The sequence below is a fragment of the Streptomyces sp. R28 genome (genome assembly GCF_041052385.1).
GTDB lineage: Bacteria > Actinomycetota > Actinomycetes > Streptomycetales > Streptomycetaceae > Streptomyces.
On sequence record NZ_CP163439.1, the window covers coordinates 161019 to 183672 of the forward strand.

21 protein-coding genes and 1 pseudogene are annotated in these 22654 nt (G+C 71.1%); 8 read left to right on the forward strand and 14 right to left on the reverse strand.

The window, feature by feature from the left end; translation table 11 throughout:
- Nucleotides 1-475 precede the first annotated feature (475 nt).
- Together AB5J49_RS00720 and AB5J49_RS00725 are read left to right on the forward strand one after the other, a co-directional pair.
- Nucleotides 476-895 (forward strand): annotated as a pseudogene (locus AB5J49_RS00720) (RNA polymerase sigma factor); the annotation flags it as partial.
- Between the two features lie 255 nt (nt 896-1150).
- Nucleotides 1151-2035: an alpha/beta fold hydrolase gene (locus tag AB5J49_RS00725; RefSeq protein WP_369175003.1), complete on the forward strand. Its 885-nt coding sequence runs from the start codon at nt 1151-1153 to the stop codon at nt 2033-2035.
- Nucleotides 2036-2121: 86 nt separating this feature from the next.
- Here the strand turns inward: AB5J49_RS00725 and AB5J49_RS00730 are convergent, their stop codons facing one another.
- Together AB5J49_RS00730 and AB5J49_RS00735 are read right to left on the reverse strand one after the other, a co-directional pair.
- Nucleotides 2122-3051 (reverse strand): carbohydrate kinase family protein, encoded by a 930-nt coding sequence (locus AB5J49_RS00730; RefSeq protein WP_369166484.1) that lies wholly within the window; start codon nt 3049-3051, stop codon nt 2122-2124.
- Nucleotides 3048-3734 (reverse strand): class II aldolase/adducin family protein, encoded by a 687-nt coding sequence (locus AB5J49_RS00735; protein WP_369166485.1) that lies wholly within the window; start codon nt 3732-3734, stop codon nt 3048-3050. The genes AB5J49_RS00730 and AB5J49_RS00735 overlap by 4 nt, the downstream gene beginning before the upstream one ends.
- Nucleotides 3735-3791: 57 nt before the next feature.
- On the opposite strand from AB5J49_RS00735, the gene AB5J49_RS00740 reads away from it, so the two are divergent.
- Both AB5J49_RS00740 and AB5J49_RS00745 read left to right on the forward strand, forming a co-directional pair.
- Complete coding sequence (locus tag AB5J49_RS00740; RefSeq protein WP_369166486.1) at nt 3792-4463, forward strand: TetR family transcriptional regulator; 672 nt, start codon at nt 3792-3794, stop codon at nt 4461-4463.
- Between the two features lie 59 nt (nt 4464-4522).
- A complete protein-coding gene (locus AB5J49_RS00745; RefSeq protein ID WP_369166487.1) occupies nt 4523-5284 on the forward strand; it encodes a YqjF family protein in 762 nt (253 codons plus the stop codon).
- A 153-nt stretch (nt 5285-5437) separates the two neighbouring features.
- Here AB5J49_RS00745 and AB5J49_RS00750 read toward each other — a convergent pair whose 3' ends face one another.
- The 3 genes from AB5J49_RS00750 to AB5J49_RS00760 form a co-directional block, all read right to left on the reverse strand.
- On the reverse strand, nt 5438-7444 hold the full coding sequence (locus AB5J49_RS00750) for a DUF1996 domain-containing protein (RefSeq protein ID WP_369175004.1): 2007 nt from the start codon (nt 7442-7444) through the stop codon (nt 5438-5440).
- Between the two features lie 185 nt (nt 7445-7629).
- Complete coding sequence (locus AB5J49_RS00755) at nt 7630-8082, reverse strand: flavodoxin family protein (protein WP_369166488.1); 453 nt, start codon at nt 8080-8082, stop codon at nt 7630-7632.
- 46 nt (nt 8083-8128) lie between these two features.
- Nucleotides 8129-8809: an anti-sigma factor antagonist gene (locus AB5J49_RS00760; protein ID WP_369166489.1), complete on the reverse strand. Its 681-nt coding sequence runs from the start codon at nt 8807-8809 to the stop codon at nt 8129-8131.
- A 228-nt stretch (nt 8810-9037) separates the two neighbouring features.
- On the opposite strand from AB5J49_RS00760, the gene AB5J49_RS00765 reads away from it, so the two are divergent.
- Nucleotides 9038-9403 (forward strand): helix-turn-helix transcriptional regulator, encoded by a 366-nt coding sequence (locus AB5J49_RS00765; RefSeq protein ID WP_369166490.1) that lies wholly within the window; start codon nt 9038-9040, stop codon nt 9401-9403.
- A 67-nt stretch (nt 9404-9470) separates the two neighbouring features.
- On the opposite strand, the gene AB5J49_RS00770 is transcribed toward AB5J49_RS00765, so the two are convergent.
- Nucleotides 9471-10352, reverse strand: coding sequence for a YegS/Rv2252/BmrU family lipid kinase (locus AB5J49_RS00770; RefSeq protein ID WP_369166491.1), 882 nt, complete (start codon nt 10350-10352; stop codon nt 9471-9473).
- A 73-nt stretch (nt 10353-10425) separates the two neighbouring features.
- Nucleotides 10426-12015, reverse strand: a complete 1590-nt coding sequence (locus AB5J49_RS00775) for an FAD-binding oxidoreductase (RefSeq protein WP_369166492.1) — start codon at nt 12013-12015, stop codon at nt 10426-10428.
- A 73-nt stretch (nt 12016-12088) separates the two neighbouring features.
- Between AB5J49_RS00775 and AB5J49_RS00780 the strand changes: the two genes are divergently transcribed.
- Both AB5J49_RS00780 and AB5J49_RS00785 read left to right on the forward strand, forming a co-directional pair.
- Nucleotides 12089-12688, forward strand: a complete 600-nt coding sequence (locus tag AB5J49_RS00780) for a TetR/AcrR family transcriptional regulator (RefSeq protein ID WP_369166493.1) — start codon at nt 12089-12091, stop codon at nt 12686-12688.
- Complete coding sequence (locus tag AB5J49_RS00785; RefSeq protein ID WP_369166494.1) at nt 12685-14271, forward strand: glycerol-3-phosphate dehydrogenase/oxidase; 1587 nt, start codon at nt 12685-12687, stop codon at nt 14269-14271. Before AB5J49_RS00780 ends, AB5J49_RS00785 begins: the two co-directional genes overlap by 4 nt.
- Before the next feature lie 75 nt (nt 14272-14346).
- Here the strand turns inward: AB5J49_RS00785 and AB5J49_RS00790 are convergent, their stop codons facing one another.
- Together AB5J49_RS00790 and AB5J49_RS00795 are read right to left on the reverse strand one after the other, a co-directional pair.
- Nucleotides 14347-14985 (reverse strand): class I SAM-dependent methyltransferase, encoded by a 639-nt coding sequence (locus AB5J49_RS00790; protein WP_369166495.1) that lies wholly within the window; start codon nt 14983-14985, stop codon nt 14347-14349.
- Nucleotides 14986-15219: 234 nt separating this feature from the next.
- Entirely contained in the window at nt 15220-16002 is a 783-nt protein-coding gene (locus AB5J49_RS00795; RefSeq protein ID WP_369166496.1) for a maleylpyruvate isomerase family mycothiol-dependent enzyme, read from the reverse strand.
- A 106-nt stretch (nt 16003-16108) separates the two neighbouring features.
- Here AB5J49_RS00795 and AB5J49_RS00800 point away from each other — a divergent pair, with 106 nt between their 5' ends.
- Nucleotides 16109-16828 (forward strand): lipoprotein, encoded by a 720-nt coding sequence (locus AB5J49_RS00800; protein ID WP_369175005.1) that lies wholly within the window; start codon nt 16109-16111, stop codon nt 16826-16828.
- A gap of 240 nt (nt 16829-17068) precedes the next feature.
- Here the strand turns inward: AB5J49_RS00800 and AB5J49_RS00805 are convergent, their stop codons facing one another.
- The 5 genes from AB5J49_RS00805 to AB5J49_RS00825 form a co-directional block, all read right to left on the reverse strand.
- Nucleotides 17069-17722, reverse strand: coding sequence for an SRPBCC family protein (locus tag AB5J49_RS00805; RefSeq protein WP_369166498.1), 654 nt, complete (start codon nt 17720-17722; stop codon nt 17069-17071).
- Nucleotides 17715-18077: an ArsR/SmtB family transcription factor gene (locus AB5J49_RS00810; RefSeq protein WP_369166499.1), complete on the reverse strand. Its 363-nt coding sequence runs from the start codon at nt 18075-18077 to the stop codon at nt 17715-17717. The genes AB5J49_RS00805 and AB5J49_RS00810 overlap by 8 nt, the downstream gene beginning before the upstream one ends.
- 112 nt (nt 18078-18189) lie before the next feature.
- The gene (locus AB5J49_RS00815) at nt 18190-18969 is read right to left on the reverse strand and encodes an alpha/beta fold hydrolase (RefSeq protein ID WP_369166500.1); all 780 of its coding nucleotides are present in this window, start codon (nt 18967-18969) and stop codon (nt 18190-18192) included.
- A gap of 65 nt (nt 18970-19034) precedes the next feature.
- A complete protein-coding gene (locus AB5J49_RS00820) occupies nt 19035-20186 on the reverse strand; it encodes an alpha/beta hydrolase (RefSeq protein ID WP_369166501.1) in 1152 nt (383 codons plus the stop codon).
- Nucleotides 20183-22612 carry a thioester reductase domain-containing protein gene (locus AB5J49_RS00825; protein ID WP_369166502.1) on the reverse strand — a complete coding sequence of 810 codons (2430 nt, stop codon included), beginning with the start codon at nt 22610-22612 and terminating at the stop codon, nt 20183-20185. Before AB5J49_RS00825 ends, AB5J49_RS00820 begins: the two co-directional genes overlap by 4 nt.
- Nucleotides 22613-22654: the final 42 nt, after the last annotated feature.

Sequence of the window (22654 nt, forward strand, 5' to 3'; positions counted from 1 at the left end):
GTGATGCCGACCTCGTGGGCGGTGATGTGTGCGCCGGCAGCCACGTCTATGAGCCTCATGGGGGTGCAGTCTGTCCGCAAGCAGGCTGGTGATCAAGGCGCTATCGACCGAGGAGCCATTCCCACAGAGCTGCCGCCAACGCGCAGCAGCGTGGCCGACAGGGGCAGGTCGTGATGATGGGGGGAAGGAGTTACCCCTGACCGAACAGCCCCCGTCCGACGGCAAAAACGCATCTGCCACCGGGACCGCCGGGACCTGCGGGACCGCCAAAAACTACGAGCTCGGGCCAGGCATGCCCTGCAAGATCCTGACGATCAACGCTCGGGTCGCCAAGGGCCTCCGTGCGTCGGAGACTTCGGGTTCGTTCTGTAACGCTTTTCGCGCCTCGCCCCAAGAACAAGTGACACGCCTTTGAAGAACTCCGGTGAACCTCCGTCAAGGATGACCGGGGAGCCTTTAGGAGAAGGAGACACTTGTGGATGAGGCGAAACGGTTACGGGGCGGGCCCGCCGCGGCGGTACGTGACCCGCGGCTCTTCGAGGAGTTCTACCGGCGTCACGTGGACGCGGTGATGCGTTTCGTGGCCCGGCGTGTGGACGACCCGCACACGGCGGCCGACCTGACGGCCGAGATCTTCGTCGCCGTTCTCGACTCGGCCCACTCCTGCCGGCCTCGCCTGGGCAGCGAGACAGCCTGGCTGTACGGCATCGCACGCAACGTCGTGTCATCGGAGCGCCGCCGCATCGCCCGGGAGACCGAACGCGATCTACGCATCTCGGGGCGGCGGCTGCTGGAGCCCGACGACATCGCCCGCATCGAGGACAAACTCGACGCAGAGAGCCCCGGGCGGCTCGTCCTGGCCGCGCTCGCGAGGCTTCCCGAGGACGAGCGGGCCGACGGCCGCAGGACAATCCCGCACTCGAAGCGGCGTTCTTCGCCGTGCTGCTGCCCCTGTGCGTGCTGACCCACCGCTACATCCAAGCGCCGAGCCAGGCCTGGGCCCACAGACTGGCACGCCACGTGCAGCAACCGTGACGAGTGCACCTGCCGAACCGCCTGGAGCGGTGCGGATGCTGACGCGTGTGTGCCGGCACCGTTCAACCATTGGCGGAGCCTCAGTGAGATCGGTAGGTTCTCCGTGGTGACCTTGATGGAGACGCAGGGCCTCGCGTCGATGGGCGACGGGGCGCAGTTACGTTGGACGGTGCTGGGAGACACGACTCGGCAGCCGCCCGTGGTCATGCTCCACGGCGGCCCGGGTCTGCCGGACTACCTGGGCGATGTCGCCCCCATGATCGCGGACCTCGCGCCCGTGTACCGATACGACCAGCGTGGCACAGGCCAATCCCCGTGGCGGGGCCGCCATTCCTTGGCCCGGCATGTCGACGATCTCGCCGCGCTGCTCGACGCATGGGACGTACCCAAGGCCGTGTTGATCGGGCACTCCTACGGCACCGACCTGGCAAGCCGGTTCTGCCTGACGCACTCCGACCGCGTTGCCGCGATGCTGCTGATGTGCGGGCCGTTCGTCGGTGATTGGCGCACCGGGTACCGAGCGGAGCGCGACCGCCGTATGTCCGCAGCACAGCAGAAGCGGCTTCGCGAACTGGAGGAGTTGCCGCACCGCACGGAGGAGCAGGAAGTCGAGCTGCTCACGCTGGCCTGGTTCACCGACCACGCCGATCCCGTACGCAGGTGGGACTGGGCCGCGCGGGGCGCCCGGGAGCGGCGCCCCGTCAACTGGGCCATGAACCGCGAACTCGGCAAGGCAGGACACACGGATCCGCTCGACGATCACCTGGCCGAGCTGCGCGCGTGCCTGCCCTCGCGCACGGAACTCATCGGTGGGTGCGACGATCCCCGCCCTCTGGCGGCACTTGAATCACTCGCGCGCCGGCTCGCCCTTCCGTTGACGCGGGTCGAAAGCGCCGGGCACGAGCCCTGGTTGGAACAGCCCGACGCCGTACGCGCGCACCTTCGACGGTTCGTACAAGGCACTCCGGGCACATCGGAATTCGACCAGTTCCCCGGCTGACGTCATCCTCAACACGTCGCTGCCCTGCGGGAGTTCGGAACCTCCGCCCGCACGCTCGCCGCACCGCCCTCGCCCCTCACGTCACATCACGAGCGAGGCTTGTGTGTTGCGGCGAAGGCGTCGGCAGCCGCCAGGTCGAAGTCGCCGTGATCGCTGCCCAGACCCTGTGCCACCAGCGCCGCCGCAGCGCAGCCGAGGACGGCGGCGTCGTACGGGGTACGGCCCAAGCCCACGCCGCGCACGAAGCCGGCCGAGAACGCGTCACCGCAACCGGTGGTGTCCACCACGTCGACCGCGAAGGCGGGTACGTTCTGTGTGCCTTCCCCGGTCACCAGCAGCGCGCCGTCCCCACCGCGGGTGACCGCGACCAGGCCGGCGCCGGCGGCGAGGAGCTTGTTCGCGCCCGCTACCAGGTCCTCTTCGCCGGTGAAACCGAGGACCTGGTCCTCGTTGGGCAGCATGTGGTCGACGTACGGCAGCGCCGACGCAATCTGTTCGAAGCTCCCCAGGACGCCGGGGGCCAGCAGATCCACCGACGTGACCACGCCGTGGTCCTTGGCGTACGACAGGATGCGTGTGCCCGCCTCGACGCCGATCAACTCGGGGCCGCCGAGGTGGAGGTGGGTCGCCTCGGCGATCGCGTCCCAGGGCACGTCGTCGGGGCCGTAGGTGATGTTGGCGCCGAGCAGATGCAGCGACGGCCGGTCGCCATTGGGGCGGATGGGCAGGACGCTCGCGGAGGTCGGGGTGTCCGTGCGGCGGACGAGGAACCGGGTGTCGATACCGGCCGCGCCCAGCAGTTGGACCAGCATGTCGCCGGTGGGGTCGGATCCGATCGCCCCGGCGCTGCGGACGCAGGCGCCGAGCTTGGCGAGGGTCAGCGCGGTCCCGCCGGCCGTCCCGGCGGCCGTCATCCTGATGTCCTCCACCAGCGTGGCGCCCTGGCCCTCGGGTATCGCCTCCACCGGCCGCACCAGCACGTCCAGCACATGCACGCCCATCGTGACGACGTTCATCGGTTTCCCTCCTGCGCAGGCGGTACGGGGCGGGTGGTGCCGTAGTTCCGGGCGAGCGCGGCCTCGATCACCGCGAGTTGCTGGTGCTCGTCGAGAACGCGGGGCGTGCCGAGAGCGGCCGCGTGCTGGTAGACGCCGCACGCCCACTCCAGCAGCAGCGCGTGCTCGACCGCCTTGACCAGGGTCGGAGCGTGCGTGAGTGCGCCGTGGCTGGCCATCAGCGCAGCACTGCGGCCCTCCAGCGCCGTCAGGACGGACTCGGCGAGCGCCGGGGTGCCGAACGTGGCGTACGGTGCCACCCGCACCGAGCCACCCAGGGTCAGCAACTGGTAGTGGATGCAAGGCAGTTCGTCGAGCACGCAGGACAGGGCCGTTGCCATCGGCGCGTGGGTGTGCACGACCGCGCCGGTGCCGTAGCGGTGGTAGACGCCCAGGTGCAGATCCAGTTCCGACGTGGGCTCGAAGCTCCCGGCCACGACCTTTCCGTCGAGGTCGACCACGCTCACCTGGTCTGCCGTCAGTTCCGCGAGCACCGCTCCGGTGGCCGTGATCGCGACAAGGTCCTCCACCCGCACGCTGACGTTGCCGGCCGTGCCGATCAGCAGCCCCTCCGCCCCCAGACGGCGGCACGCCTCGGCCACCGCGGCGCGCTCCTGAGCCAGCGCCGAGCTTGAGTCGGTCATGTACGCGACGGTAACCTAAACGTGAAACAAAGTCACGTTCATGTTCGGAGGCCGTACATGGGGGATCCACAGGCCCCGCAGCCCGGCGGTTCACGGCCCGTCCCGCTGCGCCGCACTCCCCAGCAGGCGCGCAGCAAAGCCCGGCTGGCCCGTGTCCTCGAGGCCGCCGAACGCGTCCTGGTCGGTGAGGGCGTCCAGGCGCTCACCACGACGCGTATCGCGGCCGAGGCGAAGGTCTCGGTCGGTTCGCTGTACCAGTACCTGCCCGACCGCGACGCGATCATCGACGCCCTCGCCGCCGGCTACTTCGCCCGGCTCGAGTCGGCCATGGAGGATCTCGTCCGTGCCGCGGCCGACGAGCAGTGGGAGGACCCCGTCGGGGTGCTCATCGACGCCTATGCCGCCATCTACCGCACCGAACACGGTTTCAGGGCCTTGTGGTTCGGCAGCAGCCTGACCGAGCTGACCCGCGCCGCGGACCGTGAGCACAAACAGCGGATGGCGGACGGGATCCGGCGCGTCGTGCTGGCCCTGGGCATCGCCCCGGACGACGCGGCACTCGCCCGTGCCTGCCACGTCGCGGTCCTGGCCGCCGACGCCCTTGCGCAGGAGGCGTTCCGTCGTGCCCCCGAGGGTGACCCGGGCCTCCTGGACGAAGCCAAGCTCATGCTGCGCGGGTACCTCACCGCCGTCGCCGCGCGCCATGGAGAGCAGGGGACCGCGAGGTGACCGATACGGGGTCAGGCCGGGCTTCCGGGGTCAGATCACGGCTCTGCGATCCTGGCGTCGTGCCGAAACCCACTCCCGTCACCCCCGATGCTCCCGCTCACATACCCGCCCCGCTCCTCACCCAGCAGTGGCTCGACCTCACCTTCATCCACTGGGTCGTCGAACCGGACGCCGTGGCAGGGCTGCTGCCGAAGGGGACCGTTGCGGACACGCGGGACGGGGTCACCTATGTCGGGCTCGTCGCCTTCCGGATGCACCGGGTGGGCTGGCTGCGGCTGCCCGGGGTGCCGTATCTCGGGACCTTTCCCGAGACCAACGTGCGCCTGTCCTCCGTCGACGCGCACGGACGGCGCGGCGTCGTGTTCCGGTCGATGGACGCCGCACGGCTGATCCCGGTCGTGATGGGGCGCGTCGGCTTCCGGCTGCCCTACCTGTGGTCCCGGATGACCGTCCGCACGACCGACGACACCGTCACCTACACCAGCTCCCGCCGCTGGCCCGGCCCGCGCGGCGCATCCAGCCGCATCACCGTACGCGTCGGCGAACGCATCGAGGAGCCCACCGAGTTGGAGCACTTCCTCACCGCCCGCTGGGGCATGCACAACGCCTTCTTCGGCGGGCCGGAGCCGCTGGCCTACCTGCCCAACCACCACCCCCGATGGCCGCTGCACCGCGCCGAGCTGATCGCCTGCGAGCAGGACCTCGTCACCGCGGCCGGGCTGCCCGCCCCCACCGCCGCCCCCGTCAGCGTCCTGTACTCCCCCGGCGTCCCCGTCCGCCTCGGCCGCCCGGCCCGGCCCGCCGGTATCCCCACGCCGTGACCGGTGCGACCACCAGAATCGGAACGGCGTGAACGACCGCAGCACGACCTCGGTGAGGGGCTGCAGTGGCAAGCGCAGGGGCCCGGACCGGGATGACCGGTCCGGGCCCCGAGGGAACCTGCCGACGTCAAGCGCCGTCAGGGGCCCTTGCCGTCACCCGGCGCGGCGCCGCGTACGCATCAGCAGCACGAAGCCGGCGATGAGGAGAACGGCGCCGCCCGCGGCCGGCCACAGCGTGGTGCCCGTCTCCGCGAGCCCACCCCCGACCGCCTGCGGCTCCGTTCCGGAACCGGCGTCGGACTCGTCTCCGACCGCGGCAGGCTGCGTCTGCGCGGGGGTGCTTCCCGCATCGGCTTCGTCGTCCGCCGTGCCGCCCTGTGCGGGGGCGGTCGCGGCCTTCGTGGCCGACGGGGTCCCGTAGGACTTCGGCGCCACCGTGCTCGACACGGTGGGCTTGTCGTCCTTCGCCGGTTCCGTCTCGGGCTCCTTGGTCGCCGGTTCGTCGGTCGCCGGCTCCTCCGTCACCGGCTCGTCGGTTGCCGGCGGGTCAGGCGCGGGCTGTTCGGTCGTCGGCGCCTGCGTCGGCTCGTCCTCGCCGTTGCCGTTGCCGTTGCCGGGGTCCGGCTCCTCGTTCCCGCCTGGCGGAGTGCCGGGAGCCTGGGTCGGCTGCGGCTCCTGGGACGGCTCCTCCTCGCCCGGGTCGCCGCCCTGGCCGGCTCCGGCGCCGCACTCGCGGCCCTCGTTGATGCAGTCGACCATCTGACCCATCAGGTCCTCGGCGAAGACGTTGATGAAGTCGCCGTGGTCGGTGACCGGCTTGTGCAGCTGCTCGGGGAAGGAGTCCACCGCGAACAGCGGGGTCGTACGGCCGCCGTCCTGAAGGCTCGGCGCGTCGACGTCGTACACGATCCGCTGCACCAGCTGCGGAATGGCCTTGAAGCCGTCCGGGCAGCTGCCGTCGGCGGCCGCGAACGCCACGTGGGTGCGGTGGTTGGCGCTGTCGATGTTCTGTCCGTCCCAGCAGCTCTGGAACTTGAAGGTGCGCACCACGTCGCTGCCCTGCGGGCACAGCGGGTACTTGTCCTTCAGCTGCCGGTCCTCGAAGCCGGTGCAGCTCCAGGAGGCGTTGGCGTTGGCGGTGCCGTTCACGAACGCCTTCGCGTCGCCGGTGATGATGCGCAGCAGCCGCGGCATCTCGGTGACCTTGCTGCGCGGGTTGCCCACGAACGTCAGCGTCACTTCCTTGGGCGTGACGATCTCACCGGCGTTGCCCTCGACACCGCCGCCGGGAGAGTTCGCGTCCTGCTCCTGGTTTCCGTTCTGCAGGCGTATCACGGGCCAGTAGTACGTGGACTTGTCGCCCTGGTCGACACAGGTCGTCTCGGCGTTCGCCAGGTCCTCGTCGCTCGCGAAGGCGTCGTTGGCCTGGTTACCGACGTAGTCGTGGAAGTGGTGGGCGCCGTTGGAGACGCCGGGGGCCACGATCACGTTGTCGGAGTTGAACAGGCCGTTCTCGTTCACTCCGCAGCTCGTGGCGAAGGTGCCGCGCGAGGCTTCCTTCTGGAGGGCCGGGCTGGGCACGTTCGGCTGTACGGCGGTGATGTCCGCGAAGTCCGCGGCGACGGGGCCGTTGCCGGCCTGGCCGCCGTTACCGGGCTGACCGCCGCTGCCCGGCTGTTCGTTGCCCTGGTCCGCGCCTTCCTCGCCTGCCTCGTTGCCGCTGCCCTGGTCCTGTCCGGCGTTGGCCTGGTCGCCGTCGCCGCTGTCCGCGGCGCGCAGGGTGCAGGGGGCGAGGGACTCCAGGCCTTCGGGTCGTTCTCCCTGGCGGTCGACGGCGATCGCGATCCGTTCGATCGTCGCGGTGCGCTTGTCCTTCAGGGGGTTCATGATCGCGCTGTCGGCGAAGCCCGCGTCCTGCTGGATGGCCTGGGCCGACTCCTGCAACCGCTGGTAGGCCTCGGCGATCTGCTGGTCCAGGAGGGCGAGTTCCTTCGCTACGTCCTCCTTCGCCCCGTCCGGCACCGCCGTCAGCCGGCTGCCGACGTCCGGGCAGTCGATGGTGCCGGCTGGGGAGGACAGCGTCCGGGCAGGTTCCGCCCCGCCGTCCTCGGTGGCCGAGGCATAGACGTTGGCCGCAACCAGGCCGCCGCCGCCCAACATCAGCGCGACCGCTGCAAAGGTCGCGCGCCGTGCGCCCGTGGGGCGTCTTCGCGTGCTGCGTCCCAAGGAAGTACTCCTACGCCTCGTGGTCGGTCAGGGCATGAAAATCCCCCGGCCTTATACGGAGACGGACCGCGCTGTGTTCAAACGCCTCACGGATTCACAGAAATTCCTTATGCGCAGGGTCAGTTCATCAGGCCCGCGGCGAGCGTGGCACCCAGTTCCCAGCACGCCTCGACGTCGGCTTTGCCGGGCTCGCCCGTCACTGTCACGGGTTGCGCCGCGCGTCGCCAGGCGAGGCCGGTCGTGATGGCGTCGATCGCCCGGACGGCGCCGGTCACGTCGCTGCCGCCGTGGACGTAGTAGCCGAAGGGGCGGCCTTGTGTCGCGTCCAGGCAGGGGTAGTAGACCTGGTCGAAGAAATGCTTGAGGGCTCCCGAGATGTAGCCGAGGTTCGCCGGGGTGCCCAGGAGATAGCCGTCGGCGTCGAGCACGTCGGACGCTGTGGCCGACAGGGCCGGCCGACGTACGACCTCGACGTTCTCGATCTCCGGCGCCGTCGCGCCGGAGATGACGCCTTCGAGCATGGCCTGGCAGTTGGGCGAGGGGGTGTGATGCACGATCAGCAAGGTAGGCACACCCGAACCCTGCCGTCGCGCTGCCGATCCACGCAACCGCCACGCTTCAGTTGGCGGCTTGTGCGGGGTCCTGGTCCTCCGCCCCGTCTCGCGTGGCTTCAGGGGAGGAGCAGACCCTGGCGACCGCCGAGGACAGCTGTTCCTGCACGGCGTCCGACAACGCGTCGCCCTTGACCGCGGTGACCAGGTCTCCGGCCAGGGAGTGCAGTTTGGTGTTGGTGTTCTGGGAGGCCGCGACCAGTACCGTCCAGGCCTCCTCGGAACTCAGGCTGAACGAGGCCATCAGGATGCCCCGGGCCAGGTCGATGGTCGGCCGGGTCTGCATGGCCCGTCGCAGCTGGGCGACTTCGATTCGCAGGTCGTGGTCGGCACCCTCGGACGTCCGCGTGTCCTGGGTGTGCTGGGCCGGCGTGTCCTCGCTCTCCGGACTCGGCCCGGCGAACAGCGCTTGCGTGCCGGTCAGGGCGAACAGGCGATCCACCGCCTCACTCGCGGGGTGGACGGCGATCGTCTTGGCCTGCTCCAGGGCTCGATGGCGCAGGGTGAGCAGGATGTTCAGGGCGGAACAGTCGCAGAAGGTGACGCCCTCCAGATCCAGATCGACGCCGCCGACCGAGCGGTTCAGGGCTTCGCGCAGGACGCTGCGGAAGCGCTCGCTGGAGTCGAGGTCGAGTTCTCCACTGACCTTCACGATGACCCGGTCACCGTCCGGGCGAACAGCGGTCACCAGCGAGCACGCCGGGGCTGCCGCCGACGCGCTTCCGATGTCCGCAGGGTCGGCAACGCCCCCCGCAGGGGTGTTTGCAGAGGACGCGAGCTCTGCCATGACCGCCTCTCCCTCAGGTACTCCCCGTCTCCGCTCCAGACTGAACCCGAACTGCGGGACACGTCAACCGATACATGAAATGTAGTGCGTGTTTTTGTATACGTGAACAGTCAGTCGTAGTCTTGGTACATGGATGGAGTCCCTGAGCCACACACCGGATGGACCTTTCTGACGAACCACGCCCGCGTGCTGGCGGCGATCGCCGACAATCCGAACGTCCGCATCCGAAGTATCGCCGCGCACTGCCGACTCACGGAGCGCGCCGTCCAGAAGATCATTTCCGATCTGGAGCAGGAAGGCTACCTCTCGCACACCCGCGAGGGACGCACCAATACCTACCGGATCGCCCCGGCCAAGGTACTGCGTCACCCCGCGGAAGCCGGGCTGACAGTAGCCGCGTTGCTCTCGCTGCTCGCCCAGGACGAGGCTGATCGCACCTCCGCCCCCCAGCAGCTGAGCACGGCGCGCCAGCGGATGCCGGTCGACGGTGGATGAGCGGATCAGCGGGTGAGAGGTCGCCCGCCCCGGCCGCCGGCTCGACGCCGGCGGTTCCGGCCCCGGCTCAGCACAGCACGTGCAGCGCTCCCGGCAGGACCCTGAGCGTCACCGGGAGGGTCGCCTCGACCTCGCCGTCCGCACCGTAGGGTACGTCGCGGTCCGCCTCGATGCGGATTTCCCTGCCCCGCAGGATCCGCACCTGGGGCCGGTGGACGTGAGCGCCCGTCTTGAGGTCGTTCATCAGGGCGAAGAACAGCCGGCGCGGCGCCTCCTCGATCATCACCACGTCCAGCAGTCCGTCGTCCACGCGGGCGTCGGGCGCGATGAGGCGGCCTGACCCGTAGTAGCCGGAGTTGGCGGCCACGACCGTGTAGCCGGTGAGGGAGTGTTCGCGGCCGTCGACGGTGACCCGGTAGCGCGCGGGGCGCCAGGTGGTGACGGCACGCAGTCCGCCCGCGTAGTAGGAGGCGGCGCCACGCAGGAGTGTGGCGTTGTTGGCGTGGCGGTTGGCCAGCGCGTCGACGCCCGCGTACACGCTGCCCAGGACCACGGTGCGGTCGTGGACGGCCGACTCGACTTCGATGGTGTCGACCTTACGAGGCTCGCGGTGGAGGAGTACCTGTGCGAGTGCCGTGGGGTCGCTGGGGAGATTCAGCGCCCGGGCGAAGTCGTTGCCGCGGCCGGCCGGGACGAGGCCCAGCAGGGCATCGGTGCCGCTGAGGGCGCCGCCGATGCCGCCGGCGATCCCGTCGCCGCCGACAGCGAGGACCACCCGGCCCCGTCGTCCGGCGTCCCGGGCGAGCTCCCGGGCGTGTGTCAGGCTGCGGCTGTACTCGGTCTCAAGGCCGGCCCCGGCCTCCCGCAGCAACCGGGCCACCTGCAGCAGGGCGGCAGCTGAGGCGGATCCCCCCGCCGTGGGGTTGACGATGGCGGTGAACTGTCGCATCGGTGAGCCTTTCGGGCCGACGGGAGGGTGCTGCGGAGGCGGGGGGCGAGTCACTGAGCGGGTGGGTGCGAGGTCAGTCGGCGGGCAGGAGGACACCGGGGTTGAGCAGGCCCGCCGGGTCCAGTCGGCGTTTCACGGCCTGCAGCGCCTCGATACCCAGGGGGCCCGCCTCGCGGACGTACCAGTCCCGGTGATCGGCGCCCACGCCGTGGTGGTGGGTGATGGTGCCGCCCGCGGTGAGGATCGCCTCGTTGGCGGCGTGCTTGGCCTTCTCCCAGTGCGCCACGGGGTCGTCGCCCTGTGCCGAGACGACGGTGAAGTACAGGGAGGCGCCGTTCTCGTAGACGTGGGAGATGTGGCACATGATCAGGGGCGGGGTGCCGGACTCGGTGAGCGTGGTGGTGAGGGCTTCGCGGACGGAGGCGTACAACTCGGGAACGCGTGACCAGAAGGTCGCCGTCTCCAGTGTCTCCGCGAACGCCCCCGCGTCCAGCAGGGAGTCCCGGAGGTAGGGGGCCGAGTAGCGGCCGTGCGCCCAGCGCTGTCCCGGTTCCTCGCCGAGCGGGGTTCCGCCGCACTCGCGCAGGACGGCTGCTGCCCTCTCCCGGCGGTACGAGGTGTCCTCGTCCGTGCCTTCGTAGCCGGCGATCGCCGTGCATCCCGCGGGCTGGAGTCCGGCGCCGATGGCGTCGGGCTGGGCGAGGCCGATCAGCGTCTCGGTCTCGTCGGACAGCCGCAGTACCGTCGGGCGCGGGCCGTCCTGGGCGAGGCGGCGCAACGCGGCGGCGCCTTCCTCGAAGGAGGGGAAGCGCCAGCCCTCGTACACGCGAGTCTGAGGGACGGGGCGGATCCGGACCGTGACGGAGGTGATGACGCCGAAGGCGCCTTCCGAACCGAGGAGGAGCTGGCGCAGGTCGGGCCCGGCTGCCGAGCGCGGTGCGCGGCCGGTGTCGAGGGTGCCCTCGGGGGTGGCGAGGGTCAGGCCGAGGACCATCTCGTCGAAGCGGCCGTAGCCGGCGGATGCCTGGCCGCTGGAGCGGGTGGCGGCGAATCCGCCGATGGTGGCCCACTCGTAGGACTGGGGGAAGTGGCCGAGGGTGAAGCCGTGTTCGGCCAGCAGCGCCTCGGCCTCGGGGGCGCGGAGTCCGGGTTGCAGGGTGGCCGTGCGGGAGACGGGGTCGAGGGCGAGCAGCCGGTCCATGCGGCGCAGGTCCAGGGCTACGAAGGGGCCGCGCCGGGCGGGAGCGAGGCCGCCGACGACGGAGGTGCCGCCGCCGAAGGGGACCATGGGCAGTCCTTGTTCGGCACATGTGCGCAGTACGGCCAGTACGTCGTCGTGGTCGGCGGGGAGTACGACGGCCGCGGGGAGGTCGTCGACTTCGCCGTCGCGGATGCGGAGCAGGTCGGGGGTGGACTTGCCGCGGGTGTGCCGGATGCGGGTCTCGGCGTCGGTGCGGACGTGCTCCTCGCCTCCGACGGCCGCGAACAGGGCTTGGCACGCGGCGGGTTCGAGGCCTGGCTCGGGTACGGCGATGTCCTCCAGGGCGACCGGCCCGGCGGTGCGCGGCTTGACGCCGAGCAGGTCGCGCAGCAGCCCGGTCACCGTCTCGGGCAGCGGCGCCGCCTTGGCCGGGTCGCCCCAACCGCTCCACAACATGTCCATGGCCGTCGTCCTCACCGGTCGATTCGAGCGACGCCGTGTCCCGGACGGCCCCGCAGGCGTTACACTGTGACACATGACGCCTATTCGTCACAACCACTCGGACAGCGATGCGGTGCTCGACGCGGTGCGCGACTGTGTCCTGGCCGTCGGTGTCCGTCGCACGACGCTGACCGACGTGGCCCGCCGCGCGGGGGTCTCCCGGATGACGCTCTATCGGCGGTGGCCCGATGTGCGGACCCTGGTGGGGGACTTGATGACCCGGGAGTGGGTCGCGGTGGCCACCGGGGCCATGCCCGAGCGGCACCCCGGGGCCGACGCGCGCAGCCTGATCGTCGACGGGCTCGTGGCCGGGGTGGAGGCCTTCCGCGCCCATCCGCTGTTCCGGAAGATCGTCGACGTCGATCCGGAACTGCTCCTCCCCTACGTCCTCGACCGCCGCGGCGCGAGCCAGGAGGCCCTCATCGCGCTGCTGGCCGACGCCCTGCGCGAAGGCCACGCCGACGGGTCCGTACGAACCGGCCATGCCGAACGGCAGGCGCGGGCCCTGCTGCTGATCGTCCAGTCCTTCACGCTGTCCCTGCGGACCATGACCGACGAGGACGACGCCGACCTGAGCAGCGAGGCCTTCCTGGCGGAACTGCGCAGCATCCTCGAGAGGACCCTGACGCCATGAACCCCACCACTCCTCCCCCGGTTCCCGGATCGTCGCTGTCGGCCGCCCGGCGCTCGCGCGAACTGGCCGAGACAGTCGGCGGTCCGGTCGTGGACGTCCTGGTCGTCGGGCTGGGCGCGACCGGCGCCGGGGCCGCCCTGGACGCCGCCGCCCGCGGGCTGACGGTCGTTGCCGTCGACGCACACGACCTGGCCTTCGGCACGTCCCGCTTCAGCAGCAAGCTCATCCACGGCGGGCTGCGCTATCTCGCTTCGGGGCAGCTCGACGTGGCTCACGAGAGCGCGGTCGAACGCGGGGTGCTGATGGAGCGCACGGCACCGCATCTGGTGCGGGCCCAGCCCTTCGTCCTGCCGCTCACCCCGCTGGTCTCCCGCGGCCAGTCCGCCCTGGCCTGGGCCGGATTCCGGGCCGGCGACACCCTGCGCCTGGCGGCCCGCACGGCCCGCGCCACCCTGCCGGCCCCGCGCCGGCTCTCCCCGGTGGAGACCCGCCACCTGGCCCCCGCCCTGCGCACCCAGGGCCTGCGCGGCGGTCTGCTGTCATGGGACGGCCGGCTCACCGACGACGCCCGCCTGGTGACCGCGATCGCCCGCACCGCCGCCGCTCGCGGTGCGCGGATCCTCACCCGGGTCAGGGCCCTGCAACTCACCGCGTCCGGCGCCCGGATACGCGACGAACTCACCGGCGAGGAGGGCGAGATCAGGGCCCGCGTCGTGATCAACGCCTCCGGCGTCTGGGCGGGCGGCCTGGTGGACGGCATCCGGATCCGCCCCTCACGCGGCACCCATCTCGTCCTGCGCGCAGACCATCTCGGCCCCCTGCCCGCGGGGCTCCACGTCCCCGTCCCCGGGGAGAGCAACCGCTTCGTCCTCGTCCTGCCCCAGGGCGACGGCCGGGTCTACGTCGGGCTCACCGACGAGCCCGTCGACGGCGACATCCCCGACGTTCCCGAGGTACCGGAGCCGGACATCGGCTTCCTCCTCGACGTCCTCGGCTCCGTTCTCGACATCCCGGTCCAACGCGACGACGTCGTGGGGGCGTTCGCCGGACTGCGCCCCCTGCTCGACACCACCCCGGGCGAGCACTCCGGCGCGGCTCCTCGGACCGCCGACATCTCCCGCCGGCATGCGGTGCTCACCTCGCCGGACGGCGTGATCACCGTGGTCGGCGGCAAGCTCACCACCTATCGCCGCATGGCCGAGGACGCCGTCGACGCCGCCGTCGCCACCGGCCGGCTCTCCGCCGGCCCCTCCCCCACCGCCTCCCTCCCGCTCGTCGGCGCCGCATCACCCGACAGTCTCGGCTCCCTCCGGGCACCGCGCCGCCTCGTCCAGCGCTACGGCACCGAGGCACCGGCCGTCCAGGCGCTCGGCGCGCACGATCCCCGGCTGGCCGAACCAGTGCTGCCGGGACACCCGGTCACCGCCGCCGAACTGCTGTGGGCCGTACGCCACGAAGGCGCCCTGGACGAGGCCGACCTGCTCGACCGACGCACCCGCATCGGGCTGGTACCGGCCGACCGGACGGCGGCGCTGGATGCCGTACGGGAGGTACTGGGAGAGGCGTGGGCTCAGCAGATGTGAGGGCTGGTGGGCCCGACGGAAGGCGTGAGCTGATGGGCCTGGCGGGCGGCGCCACCCGGGTGCGAGCGCGCTCCGTCAGGCTTCGCCGCGTCGCATGCGCCACACGTTGTCGTCCCGGAAGCCCTTCTCCCCGTCCGGTGACAGGCTCGCCCTGCGCACCACCTCCAGCGTCTCCACGCTCCAGGCGGTCTTCGGCAGCGCGAGTTCGTCGAGCACGCTCTGCAGCGTCGGGAACTGCGCCTCGAAGGGTGGCTGGCTCTGCCAGGACGGCCAGCCGGCGTGCATGACGATCAGCAGGGTGCCGCCCGGCGCGACCGCGTCTGCGGCCTGGCGCAGAATCCGCTGCTGGTCCAGTGCGATCGGCGACTGCAGATACTGCGCGTTCACCAGGTCGAAGGAGCCCTGCGGGAACGACTCTCCCAGCACGTGACGTTCCCAGACCGTACGGTCGCTCACGCCGGCCTCGGTGGCGTGCAAGGCGGCGCGTTCCAGAGCCGTGTGCGAGATGTCGACGCCGGTGACCTGCCAGCCGCGCGATGCCAGCCACACCGCGTCGGCCCCTTCTCCGCATCCGAGCTCGAGCGCGCTGCCCGGTTCGAGGCCCGAAGCCTCGCGTACCAGCAGGGAGTTGGGGCGGCCGCTCCACAACCGGCCGCCGTCGCGGTACCGGGCCTCCCAGAACTCGGTGGCCTTCAGGGCAGGGGTCTCGGTCATGGCTTCTCCCGGGTGCGCAGGTGTCGTGGAGGGACTCGGACGAGCACGAAGGCTGCCGGGTCCACGCTGAAGAAGCCTGTGGGACGGCGCGGAGGGAGGCGAACGGTCTTGCTGGTTCGGCAAATCCATCGACGGACCGTACGCGCCGTGGGGGGCGAACCGTTCGAGCACTGCGACAGGCGGGTGACTGCAGGACTGCGACCTTGGTGCCGGTGCACCTTCATGCGCCCGGCGTCACACCTCCAGCCAGAAGCCCGCGCGGGTCAGCCAGAGGTCGAGGAGTGCTGTGTCGCCGTGTGTCTCGATGGTGGGCGCGGGGCGGCGGTAGAAGTACAGGAGCAGGTCCGTCGCCGGGCCGCGTGCGGTCGCGGTGGCGTTGTCGGCCCCCGCGCGCCAGACGGGGCTCTTGCCCGTGAGGTCGACGAGCCATTGTCCGGCACCGGTCGCGTCGAAGTGGAGGGTACGGTCGGGGCCGAGCAGGTCGGGCAGGTCCGGCCGGGGCTCGAACGCCTCGGGGAAGGTCGAGTACTCCAGCCACTCCTCCACCGCGTCGACGGCGAGGTCGCGCTCCAGCGAGAACTCCGTTCCGGCAGCCAGGGCCGCGTCGGCGCGGTGCACGGCCGTCTCGTACGTCATGCGGCGCGCCCAGAACGTCACCGGCGCGGACTGCTCGTCGGAAGGGTTCCACGCCAGTGCGTCGGGCCCGGCGGCGCGGAGGGCGGCGCTGAGACTTGCGGCGCCTTCGAGGAGCCACGGGACCAGGAACGACTCGTCCTCGTCGGGGTACGCGGTCGGGTCGTTCACCAGGTCGTCGGGGATCGGGGCCGTGGCCCGGGTCCGTACGACCTCCTCCGCCCAGCGGTGGTCGCCGCCGACGTGCCGCAGGAGCTGGCCGAGATTCCAGCCGGGGCAGGAGAGCACCGGGGCCATCATGTCCGCGCCCCGCACGTGAGCGGTGAGCCGTTCGGTCTGGGTGACGATCTCGTCGCAGTAGCGGTCGAAGGTCGGCGAGGTCATCGCCTCATGATGCCGCAGAGCCAGGGCCCCCTTGTCAGTGGTCTCGGATACTGTGTGCCGCCTGAGCAAGATCGGGAAGCAGGATCAGGTGGGGAGAGAGAGCACGATGCTGGTGGGGGCGGGACATGTACGGCGCAGGCTGGCCCAGGTGGCTTTGCTGGCCGGGGTGCTGACGGGCTGTTCGGGGGCTGCGGAGAGCGACGAGACGAAGACCTCGGCGAGCGCCGCGGCGTCGGCCGACGCGGCGGAGGACAGCGTTACGGCGGTGAAGAGCGGGGGCACCATCGGCGCCGCGGGGTCGGCCTGTGAGCTGCCCGTCACGTTCGACATCGCCGAGGACTGGGAGGCGGAGGCCATCGACACCGGGGCGGCCGAGGAGAAGGCGGCTGACAGCGGTGACGGCTCCGGCGATTCCGGGAAGGACGAGCTGGCACAGGAGATCGCCGACGCGCTCCTGTACCAGGGCCCGGTCGCTGCCGCCTGTGAGGTCGACGCCAAGCCGGCGGGGAACATCGGCTTCCTCCGCGTCTGGACGGGCAAGCCGAGTGACGTGGACGCACACTCCGTGCTGGAGGCCTTCCTCGCGGCGGAGAACGGCACGAGCAAGGCGAAGTACAGCACCTTCAAGGCGGGCGACCTCGCGGGTGTCGAGGTGAAGTACCTCTACACCAGCAAGCTCCTGGAGGAGACGAAGGAGGAGTCGGCCATAGCCGTCGCCACCAAGAAGGGTCCGGTCGTCATACACCTCGGCGGACTGGACACTGACGAGCACCGGGCGATGCTGCCGGCGTACGAACTCGCCAAGCGGACCCTGCGCACCACCTGAGCAACGGGGGCGTCCGGCGCGGGCGGCAAGGGCGCCGCGCCGGACATGTAGTGCTGGGGTGGGGTGGTGGGGCGACCTCCCCGGAGTCGGTCAGGATGCCGCGCAGGAGCCGATCGCGGGGGCAGGCTGTTGCCACTATCAAGAGCCAGCCCGCGTTAACAACGCTCGTGATCAATACACCTAGGAGCACCCGTCCCTGGCATCAACAGGGGTCACAACGTTCGAAAGTTTTGAGGAGATCTACGACTGTCCGGCGTCGCTCTCCGCTCCGGTGTAGAACGCGATCGTCGCCGCCGTCGTGGCCGCCACAGTCTCCTCATCGGCCCCCGAGGCGGCGTAGGCCTCTCCCCACAGCCGACCCGATCGCGTCGCGTACTCCTTGCCTTCGTCCGAGAGCTGCCAGGCCTCGGCCTCCTCCCTGCTCATCCCGCCACCGGCGAGGTGCATGCCGAGGCCGAGCAACGCCCCGTCCCAGCCGACGCCCACGGCGCCCGGCCCGAACCTGCCCCAGAAGTCGGGCGGCACCACGGCCACGTGCTCCAGCTCCAGCACCGTCCGCTCCTCGCCCTCCGGCGTGAGCCGCACCTCGACCTCGCTGAAGCCGGGATCGGGCCCGTACAACCAACTGACCCGCAGCAGTGTCGGCTCCTCGCACCGCAGGATCTCCCCGCCGGCCTGGCCCTCCAGCTGGTATCGCCCGCCCACCTTGAACTCCCCGCTCACCGGCAGGAACCAGCGGCCGATCCGCTCGGCCGACGTCACCGCGTCCCACACATCGGCGACCTCGGCGTCGTAGGTGCGCCGCAGCAGCACGGTGCGGGCCTCGCCCGCCTCGACCTGCCGTACACCGACCTGGCGGTGCAGGCGGTTCAACTCGTCGACGATCTCACTCATCCCCGCTCACTTCCTTTCTCAGTCTGCGGTCGCGCTTGCCTCGCGCGAGTTCCGTTCCGAGGGCGTCGAGCCGCTGCTCCCAGAAACCGCGGAATCTCTCCAGCCATGCGTCCACCTCGCGCAGCGGCGCGGCGTCGACGGCGTACAGCCGTCGCGTGCCCTCCGCCCGCACGGACGCGAAACCGCTCTCGCGCAGCACCCGGAGGTGCTGCGAGACAGCCGGCTGGGAGATCCCGAACTCGTCCTGGATCACGGCACTGATGTCGCCCGATGCCTGCTCGCCTGCCGCGAGCAGTTCCAATATCCGGCGCCTGACCGGATCACCCAGCACATCGAAAGCGTGCACGGAACCCACTATGCCAGCGCCTGCTTATATAAGGCAAGGCTTAAATAAAGCCCCTGGTCGGGCCGGGGCCCGACTGAGGTGTCTATCTGTGCGGTGTCTACCTGTTTCGCCCGCTTGTCCGCTATCCGCGGTCGGCGAGGAAGCGGTCGAGCGCCAGCGTCAGTTCCGCCGGCTTCTCCACCGGCAGTTCGTGGCCGGCGTCCAGGATGCGGACCACCGCGTCCGGGTAGGCCTTGGCCATCCGCAGCATCTGGGCGACCGGCAGCTGGATGTCGTGATAGCCGTGGACTATGAGGGTGGGCGCGGCTATCTCGCCGACCCGGTCCAGTACGTCGAAGGCGCGCATGGCGCCGTAGAGCGTCATGACGACCTCGCGGGGAGTCTCGGCGGAGGCGCGGATGGCCGCGCGGACCTCCTCGCGCGGGTACCCGGGCGCGAAGGCGCGCCGGATGTTGGCGGCGACGAACAGCTTGAAGGGGGCGAGCGTCGAGGCGGCCATCAGCAGGGCGCGGCCCCGGCTGTAGGCCATCTTGCCGATGGAGTCCACCAGCACCATGCGCTCGATCCGCTCCGGGTGGGCGAGGGCGATGGTCTGCGCGGTCATGCCGCCCATGGAGTGACCGATGATCACGAACCGTTCGATCTTCAGGTGATCGAGGAGGGCGACGACGTCCTTGGCCAGCTCGTCGATCGTGCGCACCCCCGATCCGCTGCTCTCGCCGTGCCCGCGCAGGTCGAGGCGGACGACGCGGCGCCGCTCGGCGAAGTGGGCCACCTGGTGGTCCCAGCGGTGACGGTTCGCCGTCCAGCCGTGGACGAACACCAGGGGCACACCGTCACCGTCGCGGGGGCCCTCGTCGTCGTACGTCAGGGTCGCGCCGTCGACTTCGAGCTGCGGCATGGGTGGCCTCCTGGTATCCAGTTTCTCGTTACTGACCGGTACGGTAACCGGGCTTCCGGCTGTCGTCACCGGCGTTCGCCCAGGAAATCGAGGATGTGCCCGAAGACGTCGAGGGCTGCTCCCCTGCCGAGGAACGTGTCCAGGTGGCCGTAGCCGGGGATCTCGGTGTACGTGACGTCCAGTTGTGGTTGGCGACGGGCGAGGACGTCACGGCAGAGCTTCTGGGAGTCGAGCCACAGGCCGTTCTCGCTGCCCGCGAGGAGCAGGACCGGGGTGTCGATACGGGCCGCCGCGTCCAGGGCGTTCTGCGGGAGGGCCCGGTAGCGGTGGTCGGTGTCGTGCCAGCGGACCACGGTGCGGGCCAGTTCGATGCGGCGCAGGTGCGGCAGGATCCACAGCGGGGCGGGGCCGAGCAGTTCGGCGAGTCGGTCGTGGGTGGCGTCGGTCAGGTGCTCGTGGACGAAGAGGGAGGCGCCGGTCCCCCAGGCCGAGTTGTGCAGGATCTGGCAGGTGGGGTCCGGGCAGGTCGCCCTGCGGGAGGCCAGGGCGAACAGCGGGGTGTACTTCGACCACAGGCCGACCTTGCGGAGGTCGACGGGGATGTGGTCGATACGGGACTTGAGGAGTTCGCCCGCCAAGGTCATGCGCAGGGAGGTGCGGCCCGCGAGCTTCGGGGTGAGGAAGACGCCCTGGGACACCACACCGGCCAGGCCTGGCACCAGGCCTGCCGTCATGCTCATCGAGAGGGCGAGGGAACCGATGCAGTGGGCGACGACGGACAAGGGGCGGTCGCCGATGCGGGTGCGGATGTGGCGGACGGCCTCGGGGATGTCGTAGAGGGCGACGTCGTCGTAGGTGTAGCGGCGGCCCGTCTCGTTGTACGGCAGCCGGCAACTGCCTCGCCAGTCGAGCAGCCAGGGCTCGTAGCCCTCGTCCAGGAGGACGTCGACCAGGTTGCGGGTCTCGGGCAGCAGGAACATGTCGGCCGAGGCCGTGTGTCCGTGCAGGAGCAGGACGGCCGGGCGGTCGCGGGCGGGGGCGCGGTCGCCGGTGTCGATGCGGGTCAGGCCGAGGCGTACGCCGTCGGTCGTGTGGAAGGGGATCTCCTCGACCGTCGCCGGATCCAGGCGGTGGCGCAGGGGGCGCAGGGGCGTGGTGGTCCTCACCCTGCGCAGGGCCGGCCCGGCGGTCCTGGGGTTCGTCGTTCTGAAGATCATCGGTGGTGCTCCGTGGGGTTCGTGGTGCGGCGCAGGTCGAGCAGGTCCGCGGCGGCGCGGGCGAAGGGGCCGAGCAGACCGCGGCCCATCTCCAGGCCGAACCAGGCGAGCCAGGTGAGCTTGGCGGCACGCTTCTCCTGGCTGGTCAGGCGCGGGTCGACCTTGATGCCGTCGATCTGGTCGCGTACGTAGGAGTCGGCGGGGACGACGACCTCGCCGGCCAGGCTCGCCGGTTCGCCCTCACGGCCGAGCTCCACGGTCAGGGCGCGGGTCTGGCGCCAGAGGTCGCGGCGGGCGCGGGCGTACTTGTGGCCCTCCAGCCACCAGCGGCCGCCGTCGGTGTCCGTCAACTCCAGGCGGTAGCGCAGGAGTTGGTGACGCAGGCCGTGCCGGTGCGGGATGCCTTCCTCGGGGCGGATCCAGATGTCACCGCGTTCCACGTTGAGCGGCTCGGGGTGCAGGGCCGGGCAGGTGACCACGCCTCGGACGTCGACGCGGCGGTCCGTCACCAGCTGGTGCATGCTCGCGATGGAGAGGGTGAGGGACATCGCGCAGGGACTGCAGGGGGTGGCGGGAGCAGCGGGGGCGCCAGTAGGCGCGGCGGGGGTGGCGGCGACAGGGGCGACGGTGCCTTCGGTGGTCTCGGTGAACCACAGGTAGGGCTGGTCGTCCTTGTGCGGGAGGCGGGCCAGGCCGTCGTGGGCGAGGCTTTCGAAGGTCTTCAGCTGGGCTCGGGCGTCGTAGCGGGAGGCCGGGGGAAGGCCGAGGGCCCGGACGAGTGCGGTGGTGCGGTCGGCCGTGGCGGCCGGGCCCTTCAAGGTCGCCTCGCAGAGTTTCAGGGCGGTGGGGCTCTGCAACACGCGGTTCAGGAAGCCCAGTTCGGGGATCGGGTCGGCCTGGAGGCGGGCCAGGGCGTCGGTGCGCCACTCGTCCCAGTCCTGTACGCGGACGTGCATGCCGCCGAGGGCCATGTCGCTTACGACGTCGTCGAGGGTGTTGGGGACGCCGGTGAGGTTGTAGTCGAAGCCCCAGGCGTCGGGTTCGCAGATGACGGCGACCGCCACACGGCTCACCCAGTCGACGGGGGCGGCGTTGAGGTAGCGGAAGGCGGGGACCGTGCGGAAGCGGCCGAAGGCCGAGATGAGGCCGCTGCTCAGGTCCTGGGGGTTGTAGGCGCCGGTCTTCGTGTGACCGCCGATGCCGCCCGGACGCAGGGCCGTGACGACCAGGCCGTGGTCGCGGGCGCGGCGCAGGGCCACTTCGGCGGCCCACTTCGTCTGGTCGTAGCCGGCGACGAGGCGGTCGATGTGGGCGAGGGGGTCGTCCTCGCCCATGGCGGGGATGCCGACCTCGTTGAACACCGCGATGGAGGAGATGTGGTGCAGGGGCTTGGGACGGCCGGTCGCGGCGAGTTCTGCGAGGGTGAGGGCGCCGAGGACGTTGCTGGTGCGCAGGGACTGGTAGCCGCGCAGGAAGTCCACGGCGGCCGCCACCGCGACGATGCTGTCCACTTCGTGGGCGAGGGTGTTCCAGAGGTCCTCGGTGAGGCCCAGCCGGGGGTGGCGGATGTCGCCGGGCAGCACGGTGATGCGGCGGCGGATCTCCGACGACCAGGGCAGCGCGTAGCTCTTGAGCGCCTCGCCGAGCCGGGCCACGGCCGCCTCCTCGTCGGCGGCCCGGACCAGGCAGTACACGTGGGCGTCGCTGTGGCGCAGCAGGTCCAGGAGCATGTGGCTGCCGAGGAAGCCGGTGGCGCCGGTCAGCAGGACGCGGCGGGGCGGCAGGGGGTCGGGCGAGGCGGTGAAGGGGAGGCGGTCGGCGAGGGCCAGGTCGGCGAGGACCTGGGTGAGGTCTTCGGGGCGGGCCGTGGAATCCGACGGGGCGGTGAGGGGCAGGGCGGCCGCCGGCGGAACCCGCACCGCCCGCGTCACCGCGGGGACAGCGTCCGGGGGGCGCTGCGTTTGCGGTACGGCCGTCGCGGATCCCGTGCTCTCCAGCGCGCGCCTGGCCAAGCTGATCGGCCTGGCGTCGGCGAACACCTCGTCCAGGTCGACCGACAGGCCCAGCTCTTCCTCCAGCGCCGAGACGAGCTCCACCGCGTTCACGGAGGTGCCGCCGGCGTCGAAGAAGTCGGCGTCGGGCGCCAGTTGTCCTGCGGGGACGTGCCGGCCCGCCACGGCTGCGACGGCGCGGGCGAGGGCGTCCACGTCGCGGGGCGGGCCGCTGTGGACGGGCGAAGCCGTGCCCGGTCCGCTCCCGCGGGCCGCCGTAGGTTCCGCGGCATCCGCTCGCGCGGCCGGCTCGGCCGACTCCGTGACCTTGGCCAGGAGGTCGGTCACGGTCAGACCGACGCCGCCCCGCTCGATCGCCTCCGCGGTCGCCCGCTGATCGGCGGCTGTCGGCACGTTGTCCTTCATCTCACGCATGAGAGCCCTTCACGGTGTCGCCCTGCTCTTTCATCGCTGCCG